Raw genomic sequence first — 9,331 nt, 5'->3', positions numbered from 1 at the left:
CTCGGTCGCGATGTCGAACTGTGCGTTCGTGGTCTGCGAGATCGTCTCCACGTCGCCCAGCGTGTGGTAGCCCGCGTCAATCGCGCCGTACCAGCCGTTCGGCTCAGCCGCCGCAGCGCCGGCTGCAAGCAGCCCCGCCGTCGCGACGCTGGCGAGAAGTTTCACCTTCATCATATCCCTCATGCTCGTTGTTTGCCCGAAGTCCCAATGTATACGGGACGCTCACGAGGCCGAACGACAATGTACGGTCGTGGTTCCCGATTTTGGCTACGAATGCGGCGACTGTGGCGCCGTTTCAACACATTGACGCGGGGCTTTCCCGAAACGACACGTCTGCCAGGAACTTACCCCTGCACGAGGAGCGCGAGATGGCGATTGGATTTGAGGGTCGGGTGGCGATTGTCACGGGAGCGGGCGGCGGTCTGGGACGCGAGCATGCGCTCGCCCTGGCAAAACGCGGCGCAAAAGTGGTGGTCAACGATCTGGGCGGCGCGCGCGACGGCTCGGGCGGTTCCGCCACCGCGGCCGAATCGGTCGTGGCCGAAATCCGCGCCTTGGGCGGCGAGGCGATCGCCAACGCGGCCTCGGTCACCGACTTCGCCGCCGTCCAGGCGATGGTCGGGGCGGCGATGGCGGAATGGGGCCGGGTCGACATCCTGGTGAACAACGCCGGCGTCCTGCGCGACAGGACCTTCGCCAAGATGGATCTGGACGACTTCCGCTTCGTCATGGACGTGCACCTGATGGGCGCGGTCAACTGCACCAAGGCGGTGTGGGACATCATGCGCGAGCAGAACTACGGCCGCATCGTCATGACCTCCTCGTCCTCGGGCCTGTACGGGAATTTCGGCCAGTCCAACTATGGCGCGGCCAAGATGGCGCTGGTCGGCCTGATGCAGACGCTTTCCATAGAGGGGGCGAAGAACGACATCCGGGTCAACTGCCTGGCCCCGACGGCCCATACGCGCATGACCGAGGATCTGGGCGCCCGCCTGCCGCTGGAGCTGCTGGGTCCCGAGACGGTGTCGCCGGGCCTGCTGTATCTGGTCAGCGAGGACGCCCCCAGCCGCTGCATACTGATGGCCGGAGCCGGCGGGTTCGAGCGCGCCTATGTGACCCTGACCCAGGGCATCCGCGCCGTGGGCGAGGACGCCCCCGAGCAGGTGGCCGCCCGTTTCGCCGAAATCTCGGACCGGACCGGCGAGATCGTTCCCGACGCGGGCCCGGCCCAGGGGATGATCGAACTGGCGAAGGCCCAGGCCGCCCAGGGCTGATCAACCGCCGGCCTCTTGCCTTGACCCGACGGCAAGCGCCTAGGGTCCCGCCACAACCCGCGCTCAAGCAGCAAGCGACCGCGTCGCGAGCGATAGCGCACTAGAAAGGACCCTCCCCGATGTCCCGCGAAGCCGTCATCGTCTCCACCGCCCGCACCCCGATCGGCCGCGCCTATCGCGGCGCCTTCAACGACACCCAGGCGCAGCAGCTGGGCGCCCACGCGGTGCGTCACGCCGTGGCCCGGGCCGGCGTCGATCCGGCCGAGATCGAGGACGTGATCATGGGCGCGGCCCTGCAGCAGGGCTCGACGGCGCCCAATGTCGCGCGTCAGGTCGCTCTCGCCGCCGGCCTGCCGGTGACCACCGCCGGGATGAGCCTCGACCGCCAGTGCGCCTCGGGCCTGATGGGCATCGCCACGGCCGCCAAACAGGTCATCTTCGACCAGCAGAAGGTGGTGGTCGGCGGCGGGCTGGAGTCCATCTCTCTGGTCCAGAACCAGAACATGAACCTGTACCGCGGCAAGGACGAGGACCTGCTGAAGCTGGCGCCGCACATCTATATGTCGATGCTGGAGACGGCCGAGATCGTGTCCCGGCGCTACGGGATCAGCCGCGACGCCCAGGACGAATACGCCCTGCAGTCCCAGCAGCGCACCGCCCAGGCCCAGGCCGAAGGCCGGCTCGACGCCGAGATCGCGCCCATGACCTCGACCATGCTGGTCGTGGACAAGGCCACCGGCGAAACCTCGAAAAAGGAAGTCACCCTCTCGAAGGACGAGGGCAACCGCGCCGACACCACCCTTGAAGGGCTGAAGTCGCTGAAGCCGGTCTTCGGTTCGGGCGAGGTGATCCAGCAGGGCGAGTTCATCACCGCCGGCAACGCCAGCCAGCTGTCGGACGGGGCCTCGGCCTGCGTCATCATGGAGGCGGGCGAGGCCGTGCGTCACGGCCTGCAGCCCCTGGGCGCCTATCGCGGCATGGCCGTGGTCGGCTGCGAGCCGGACGAAATGGGCATCGGCCCGGTCTTCGCCGTGCCCAAGCTGCTCAAGCGCCACGGCCTGACGGTCGACGACATCGGCATCTGGGAGCTGAACGAGGCCTTCGCCGTGCAGGTGCTGTACTGCCGCGACCGGCTGGGCATTCCCAACGACCGGCTGAACGTCTCGGGCGGCGCCATCTCGATCGGCCACCCCTACGGCATGTCCGGCGCCCGGATGACCGGCCACGTCCTGATCGAGGGCAAGCGGCGGGGCGCGAAATACGGCGTCGTGACCATGTGCGTCGGCGGCGGCATGGGCGCAGCCGGCCTGTTCGAGATCTACTGAGAACGGCCGCAAGCTGCGCCCGGAGGAAAGTGACCGAACCGCGATGCGGTTCGGTTGCGGCGCGGCCGGCCTGTTCGAGATCGACTAGGAAACGCCCGGAGGCGTCGGCCGGCCCGCCGCCTCCCAGGCGGCGTGCTCGGCCGCGACCTTCGCATACCATTTGCCGCGCAACACGGCGGGACGGCCCGGATAGCGGTCGTCGAGGAAGTCGGCCTCGACCACCCGGTCTGTCCGGAAGGTCCGGAAGTCGTCCCGGGTTTCGCACCAGCCGACCAGCAGGCGTTTGGTCTCGCGATAGCCGACCAGACAGGGCCAGATGACGCGCAGGGTCTCATTCCCCTGCTCGTCCGCATAATGGAGCCGCAGCTTGCGGCCCGCGTGGATCCAGGCCCGGACCCGCGACATGTCCAGGGTCTCGACCTCGTGCTTCCAGACCGGAGCGCTGGCCACGGCGGGTTCCAGCAGGACGGGCCGCAGCTTTTCCGGCACCGTCGCCGCGATCTTGGCGATCAGGTCGCGGGCGGCCCGGGCCAGGGCGGGGTCGCCGCGACCGGACACCCACTGGGCGCCCAGCACCGCGGCCTCGACCTCGTCCGAGGTCAGCATCAGCGGCGGCATGTCGAAGCCGCCGTCCAGCACATAGCCGATGCCCGCCTCGCCCCGGATCGGCACGCGCTGGCCCATCAGGGTGGCGATGTCCCGGTAGATGGAGCGTTTCGACGTCTCCAGCTCGATCGCGATGGCGTCGGCCGTGACCGGTTTCGACGACCGGCGCAGTACCTGGATGATCTGGAACAGTCTGTCGGCGCGTCTCATTCGTCCACCCTGCCGCAAGGCTGCTGACAGCATGCTGGCAGCAGGGTGGCAGTAGTCAAGGGAGGTCGGCGGCGAGGGGCCGCCCGCGCTCAAGCAGCAAGCGACCGCGTCGCGAGCGATAGCGCGCCAACGAAGGAGAGACAGCCCATGCTCACCCTGTTCCACGCTCCCCAGTCGCGTTCAGGCCGGATCGTCTGGCTGCTCGAGGAAATCGGCGTCGCCTACGACATCCGCTACGTCGACATCTTCCGGGCCATGACCCTGACGGGCGCCCGCGATCCCGCCAATCCCCACCCCGACGGCAAGGTTCCGGCGTTGGCGCATGACGGGGCGCTGGTCACCGAGTCCGCGGCGATCGCCCTCTACCTCACCGATCTGCATCCGGAGACGAACCTCGGCGCGCCGGTCGGTTCGTCCGACCGCGCGGCCTATGTCACCTGGCTGGCCTGGACGGCGGGCGAGATGGAGCCGGCCTTCTGGGGCAAGATCAGCGGCGCGGCCGAAACAGACCCGAATGCGAAGGCCCGGTATGACGCCGCCATCGCACGCCTGATGACCGCCCTGGCGACAGGGCCTTATCTGATGGGCCAGCGGTTCACGGCGGTGGACGTGATGATCGCGTCGGCGCTGGCCTGGGCGCGCGAATACGTCCCCGAAAGCGCGCTGGTCGATGCCTATCTGGAGCGGGCGCTGAACAGGCCGGCCAATGCGCGGGCCGCGGCGAAGGACGGCGTCCTGCCGGGAAGCGTTCAGGCCGCCTGATCGGAGGATGAGGCGGCGGCCGCGTGGTCGCCGCCGTCCCTCGGACATTCTATGGCGCGCAGGGTCGAGACGAAATCGTCGCGCCAGATCCCGACATCAGTGTCGCGCACCACCTGCATCAGGCAGTCCCACTTCCGCTTGCGCTCGGCCAGCGGCATGGTCAGCGCCCGCTGGATGGCGTCCGACAATTCCTCGCGGCTGAACGGATTGACCAGCAGGGCCTCGCCCATCTGTTCAGCGGCGCCGGCGAAGCGGGACAGGACCAGAACGCCGGGATCGTCCGGGTTCTGGGCCGCCACATATTCCTTGGCCACGAGGTTCATGCCGTCACGCAGGGGCGTGACCAGACAGACGCGGGCGGCGCGATAGATGCCGGCCAGCTGGTCGCGACGATAGGTGCGGTTGATGTAGCGGATCGGCTGCCAGTCCATGTCGGCGTATTCGCCGTTGATCCGGCCCGCCAGCGCGTCCAGCCGCCCGCGGATATCCTGATAGGCGTCCACCTCGTCGCGCGAGATCGGCGTGACCTGCAGCAGCAGGACCTCGGCCCGCATCTCCGGATATGTCTCCAGAAACTGCTCGTAGCCGAGCAGCCGCTGCTCCAGCCCCTTGGAATAGTCGAGCCTGTCGACGCCGACGATCAGGGACCGGAAGGCCGCCGACGCCGCCATCCGGTCGTAGGTCCGGTTTCCCTGAACCGAGTTGCGCGCGGCGATGAAGCCGTCGACGTCGATGCCGATGGGGAAGACGCCGGTCTGGACCGTCTTGCCGAAGGCCTCCACGGCGTCGTTGGGCAGAAGCTTGCCATGGACGCTGGGCTCGGACGCCACATAGTCGCGGAACAGGTCCAGCCATTCGCGGGTCTGGAATCCGATCAGGTCATAGTCGAACATGGTTTCGACAAGCCGCCGGTGGTGGGGCAGCGTGACCAGCAGCTGCCGCGCGGGCCAGGGCGTGTGCAGGAAGAAGCCGATCCGGTTCTTCACCCCCCTGCGACGCAGGTCCCGGGCCAGCGGGATCATGTGATAGTCGTGGATCCAGATCACGTCGTCCGCCTGGATCAGGGGCGCCAGCACATCGGCGAACCGGGCGTTGGTCCGCTCATAGCCCTCGCCATACGACCGTTCGTAGGCGGTCAGGTCGACCCGGTGATGGAACAGCGGCCACAGGGTCTTGTTGGCGTAGCCGTTGTAATATTCGTCGACGTCCTGGGCCTCCAGATCGACGAGGGCGACCGTGACGCCCGCCCGATCCTCCATCTTCAGCTCGCCGGTGAAATGCTCGACCGTCTCGCCGGACCAGCCGAACCACAGACCGTCGTATTTCCGCAGGGCGGCCGACAGCGCCATGGCCAGGCCGCCCGCCGAGCCGGTGGCGGGGTCCTTGGGCGCGGAGACGCGGTTGGAGACGACGATCAGGCGGCTCATGGCCGGTCAACGATTCTGCACGTCATTGGTTCGCAACGGGATTTCATCGCGCGTCGGTCCATGACCGGCTCAGCATCACGGCGCAGTTGATGATGCCGACGAGGGAGTAGGTCTGCGGGTAGTTGCCCCACAACTCCTTGTCGCCCAGCGACAGATCCTCGGACAGCAGTCCCGCATGGGTCCGACGGCTCAGCATCTCCTCGAAGATGGCGCGCGCCTCCTCGTCGCGCCCGTTCTGATGCAGGGCCTCGATGAACCAGAAGGTGCAGAAGTTGAACGCCGTCTCGGGCTCGCCGAAATCGTCCGGCTCGACGTAGCGGAACAGATAGGGCCCCTTCTTCAGGTCGCGTTCGATGGCGTTGAAGGTCGCGACCTGACGGGGGTCGAGGGGGTCGAGGAAGCCCAGATCGGTCATCTGCAGCAGGGATGCGTCCAGCTCGCGGTTGCCGAAGCTGGCGGCGAAGCGGCCCTCGTCCTCGACGAAGGCCTCCTTCTCGATCCGGTCGCGGATGGTCGCCGCGCGCTCTTTCCAGAATATCGCCCGCTCCGTCAGCCCCATGTGATCCGCGGCCTTGGCCAGCCGGTCGCAGGCGGCCCAGCACATGACCGAGGAATAGGTGTGGACCCGCGCGATGGTGCGGAACTCCCACAGGCCGGCGTCGACCTGGTCGTGCATGGCGAAGGCGCGGTCGCCGACCTTCTCCAGGGCGTGGAAATCCTCGATCGTGCCCGGGCGCAGCAGCCGCTGGTCGTAGAAGGCCTGGACCAGCGGCAGGACGATCTGTCCGTACACGTCGTGCTGCAGGTGTTCGCGCGCCTGGTTGCCGATCCGCACCGGCTTCATGCCGCGATAGCCCTCGACGGTTTCGGTGATCCGCTCGTCGATGTCCTCTTCCAGACCGACGCCATAGACGGGCTGGACGTGACCGCCCCCCGAGGCATCGACGAGGTTGCGCAGATAACCGAGGTAGTTTTCCAGCAGGTCGACCGCGCCCAGACGGTTCAGCGCCCGAACCACGTAGTAGGCGTCGCGGATCCAGCAGTAGCGGTAGTCCCAGTTGCGCCCGCTCTCGGGGAATTCGGGCACCGAGGTGGTCATGGCCGCCACGATGGCGCCGGTCTCTTCATAGGCGCAGAGCTTGAGCGTGATCGCCGCGCGGATCACCGCTTCCTGATAGTCCAGCGGCAGGTAAAGGGTCCGGACCCAGTCCTGCCAGTAGGCGATGGTGCGATCGAGGGCGGCTGAAACGCCGGGACCGACGTCCTGATCATAGCCCTCGTCCGGACCGAGGAAGAAGGCGTGCGCCCGTTCGAGCCGGAACACCCGCTCGTTCAGGACGTGAGACACGGGACAGTCCGTTGTCAGCCGGAAGGTCACGTCGGTGCACAGATAACGAATATGGTTGGAGCCGTTCGTGGATTCGGCCCGGCGCGCGCCCCAGTCGGCGGAGGGACGCAGGCGCACGCGAATACGCGGCGCCCCGCCCAGCGGCCGGACGATCCGCCCGAACGCCAGCGGCCGGTAGGTGCGGCTGTGCTTGGGGTGGCGCGGGGCGAAGTCGATGATCTCGACCGCCGCGCCGTCTTCCGCCGTCAGGACGGTGCGCAGGACCGGCGTGTTGCGGATATAGGCCTGTTCGACCCCCGTCTGCCCCTCCAGCTCGATGTCCCAGAATCCGTGGTCGGGGTCGGAGCCGTCCATCAGGGCCGAGAACACCGGATCCCCGTCCACCCTGGGCGCGCAGGCCCAGACATAGCGGCCGTTGCGGTCGATCAGGGCGCTGATGGAGCAGTTGCCGACGGGGGCGAGGTCCAGGTTCGGGGTCATGCGGTCTCCTCGACGCTGTCCAGCCAGGCGAGGACGGCGTCCACGTCGGGCAGGCCATGGCGGGCGGCGGTCCGGCGCGGCGGCCCCACCAGCACCCCGAACCCGCCGAGCGCCTCGGCGGCGCGGAAGCCGTCCTCGTCCGTCAGGTCGTCGCCCAGCATCACCGGCGTCGACCCCTTGAACGGGGACTCGGCCATGAAGGCGGCCAGGGCTGTGCCCTTGTCCGTGCCCGGCGTCTTCAGCTCCACCACCAGGTTGCCGGGCTGCAGGGTCAGGCCCGTCTCCCCGGCCAGCCGTTCGGCGAGGGCCGCGACGGCGTCCGCCTCGCCCCGGGCCTGGCGATAGTGGAGACCGGCCGACACCGTCTTGTCCTCGACGATCACGCCGGGCCGGTTGCGGGCGAAACTGTGAAATGCGGCGACTGCGTCGCGCACCGCCGGATCGGCCTCGGCGCGGTCCAGCGAACCGTCGGCGCGCCGCCGCTCAAGCCCGTGAACCCCCGAGGCTGAGGCCGCGGCGCTTTCGGCGATGCGGTCGATTTCCGCGATGGTCCGGCCGCTGATGATGGCCACCCGCCCCTGCAGCCGCTCCGCCAGCCGGCGCAGTACGGCGGTGCGACGGGCGTCCGGCACGACGGCGTCCGGCGTCTCGGCGAGCGGCGCCAGGACCCCGTCCATGTCGAGGAACAGCGCAGGCCGGCGCAGCGAGGCGGGCGGGTTCGGGAGATGCGGCATGGCTTCGGCGGCCGTCTTTGTCACGGCTGTGTTCTGGTTCGACGTCCCCATCCACGCTGAACGCGCCGGGGCCCGGTTGGTTGTCTCATGGTGAAGCTTTTCTTCGCAGCGCAGCATGAAGCGGGCGGGGCCGGGCGTTGTGAATCCGGCCCGGATAGGCCAATTCCCGCCCATGACCGACGCCGCCCCGCCGCTCCCCGCCAACGCCGAAGCCATGACCGCCCGCGCCCGCGAGGTGATCCAGCTGAACATCGCCGCCCTGCAGGCGCTGGAGGCCAGCCTCGACGACAGCATCGCCCGCGCCTGCGACATCATCCTGTCGCGCCCCGGCTATCTGGTGGTCACCGGCATGGGCAAGTCGGGACACATCGGCGGCAAGATCGCCGCGACCCTCGCCTCGACGGGCACCAACGCCTTCTTCGTCCACCCGGCCGAGATGAGCCACGGCGACCTGGGCATGCTGCGCAAGGACGTCACCCTGCTGGCCATTTCCAACTCGGGCGAGAGCCGCGAACTGCGCGATCCGCTGATCTATTGCCAGCGCGAGGGCATTCCCGTCATCGGCCTGACCCAGCGGCCCGGCAGCTTCCTCGGGCGTTCGTCGGCCGTCTGCCTGACCATGCCCCAGGTGGCCGAGGCCTGCCCCAACGGCCTGGCGCCGACGACCTCGACCCTGATGACCCTGGCCCTTGGCGACGCCCTGGCCATGGTGCTGATGGACCGGCGCGGCTTCACCGCCGAGGCCTTCGGCCTGCACCACCCGGGCGGCAAGCTGGGCATGAGCCTGCAGAGCGTGCGCGACTGGATGGGCGACCGCCCGCCCGCGCCCGCCACCGTGCCCCTGGGCGCGACCTTCGCCGAGGTCGTCTCGGCCATCACCGAGGGCCGCAAGGGCGCCGCGGCCGTGCTGGCCGACGACGGAACCCTCGCCGGAATCGTCACGGACGGCGACGTCCGCCGGGCCTTCTCGCGCGACCTGAACGGCCTGACCGCCGCCGACGTCATGAGCGCGAAACCCAAGGTCATCGGCCCCGACGCCCGCATGAGCGACGCCGTCGACCTGATGACCCAGAACAAGATCGCCACCCTGCTGGTGGTCGAGGACGACCGGCCGATGGCCATCGTCCATATCGCCGAGCTGATGCAGGCCGGCTACGTCGGCTAG

The 9,331-nt window shown here is 68.7% G+C and carries 8 protein-coding genes; 4 read left to right on the top strand and 4 right to left on the bottom strand.

Annotated elements, in window-relative coordinates; genetic code table 11:
* The first annotated feature begins 368 nt into the window (after nt 1–368).
* Both V6M42_RS09770 and V6M42_RS09765 read left to right on the top strand, forming a co-directional pair.
* Entirely contained in the window at nt 369–1,274 is a 906-nt protein-coding gene (locus tag V6M42_RS09770; RefSeq protein WP_332678351.1) for an SDR family NAD(P)-dependent oxidoreductase, read from the top strand.
* Between the two features lie 119 nt (nt 1,275–1,393).
* Nucleotides 1,394–2,599, top strand: a complete 1,206-nt coding sequence (locus V6M42_RS09765) for an acetyl-CoA C-acyltransferase (protein WP_332678350.1) — start codon at nt 1,394–1,396, stop codon at nt 2,597–2,599.
* An 84-nt stretch (nt 2,600–2,683) separates the two neighbouring features.
* Here V6M42_RS09765 and V6M42_RS09760 read toward each other — a convergent pair whose 3' ends face one another.
* Nucleotides 2,684–3,415 (bottom strand): helix-turn-helix transcriptional regulator, encoded by a 732-nt coding sequence (locus V6M42_RS09760; RefSeq protein WP_332678349.1) that lies wholly within the window; start codon nt 3,413–3,415, stop codon nt 2,684–2,686.
* 147 nt (nt 3,416–3,562) lie between these two features.
* On the opposite strand from V6M42_RS09760, the gene V6M42_RS09755 reads away from it, so the two are divergent.
* Nucleotides 3,563–4,177, top strand: a complete 615-nt coding sequence (locus V6M42_RS09755; RefSeq protein WP_332678348.1) for a glutathione S-transferase family protein — start codon at nt 3,563–3,565, stop codon at nt 4,175–4,177.
* On the opposite strand, the gene V6M42_RS09750 is transcribed toward V6M42_RS09755, so the two are convergent.
* Genes V6M42_RS09750 through otsB form a run of 3 tightly spaced genes read right to left on the bottom strand, consistent with a single transcriptional unit; the run spans nt 4,165 to nt 8,190 of the window.
* Nucleotides 4,165–5,604 carry an alpha,alpha-trehalose-phosphate synthase (UDP-forming) gene (locus tag V6M42_RS09750; protein WP_332658880.1) on the bottom strand — a complete coding sequence of 480 codons (1,440 nt, stop codon included), beginning with the start codon at nt 5,602–5,604 and terminating at the stop codon, nt 4,165–4,167. The two genes, V6M42_RS09755 and V6M42_RS09750, sit on opposite strands and share 13 nt — an antisense overlap.
* Nucleotides 5,605–5,647: 43 nt before the next feature.
* Nucleotides 5,648–7,432 carry a glycoside hydrolase family 15 protein gene (locus V6M42_RS09745; RefSeq protein ID WP_332678347.1) on the bottom strand — a complete coding sequence of 595 codons (1,785 nt, stop codon included), beginning with the start codon at nt 7,430–7,432 and terminating at the stop codon, nt 5,648–5,650.
* Complete coding sequence (otsB, locus tag V6M42_RS09740) at nt 7,429–8,190, bottom strand: trehalose-phosphatase (RefSeq protein ID WP_442880949.1); 762 nt, start codon at nt 8,188–8,190, stop codon at nt 7,429–7,431. The genes V6M42_RS09745 and otsB overlap by 4 nt, the downstream gene beginning before the upstream one ends.
* A 148-nt stretch (nt 8,191–8,338) precedes the next feature.
* On the opposite strand from otsB, the gene V6M42_RS09735 reads away from it, so the two are divergent.
* Nucleotides 8,339–9,331 carry a KpsF/GutQ family sugar-phosphate isomerase gene (locus tag V6M42_RS09735; RefSeq protein ID WP_332678346.1) on the top strand — a complete coding sequence of 331 codons (993 nt, stop codon included), beginning with the start codon at nt 8,339–8,341 and terminating at the stop codon, nt 9,329–9,331.

The sequence above is a fragment of the Brevundimonas sp. genome, from assembly GCF_036677305.1.
In the GTDB taxonomy this organism is placed as follows: domain Bacteria; phylum Pseudomonadota; class Alphaproteobacteria; order Caulobacterales; family Caulobacteraceae; genus Brevundimonas.
Note: the sequence above shows the minus strand (reverse complement) of the source record. Positions and strands in the feature narration are given on the sequence as shown.

What these genes read in the sequence shown, in the direction of transcription:
- V6M42_RS09770 (WP_332678351.1), top strand. Translation starts at nt 369, where the DNA reads ATGGCGATTGGATTTGAGGGTCGGGTGGCGATTGTCACGGGAGCGGGC.
- V6M42_RS09765 (WP_332678350.1), top strand. Translation starts at nt 1,394, where the DNA reads ATGTCCCGCGAAGCCGTCATCGTCTCCACCGCCCGCACCCCGATCGGC.
- V6M42_RS09760 (WP_332678349.1), bottom strand. Translation starts at nt 3,415, where the DNA reads ATGAGACGCGCCGACAGACTGTTCCAGATCATCCAGGTACTGCGCCGG.
- V6M42_RS09755 (WP_332678348.1), top strand. Translation starts at nt 3,563, where the DNA reads ATGCTCACCCTGTTCCACGCTCCCCAGTCGCGTTCAGGCCGGATCGTC.
- V6M42_RS09750 (WP_332658880.1), bottom strand. Translation starts at nt 5,604, where the DNA reads ATGAGCCGCCTGATCGTCGTCTCCAACCGCGTCTCCGCGCCCAAGGAC.
- V6M42_RS09745 (WP_332678347.1), bottom strand. Translation starts at nt 7,432, where the DNA reads ATGACCCCGAACCTGGACCTCGCCCCCGTCGGCAACTGCTCCATCAGC.
- V6M42_RS09735 (WP_332678346.1), top strand. Translation starts at nt 8,339, where the DNA reads ATGACCGACGCCGCCCCGCCGCTCCCCGCCAACGCCGAAGCCATGACC.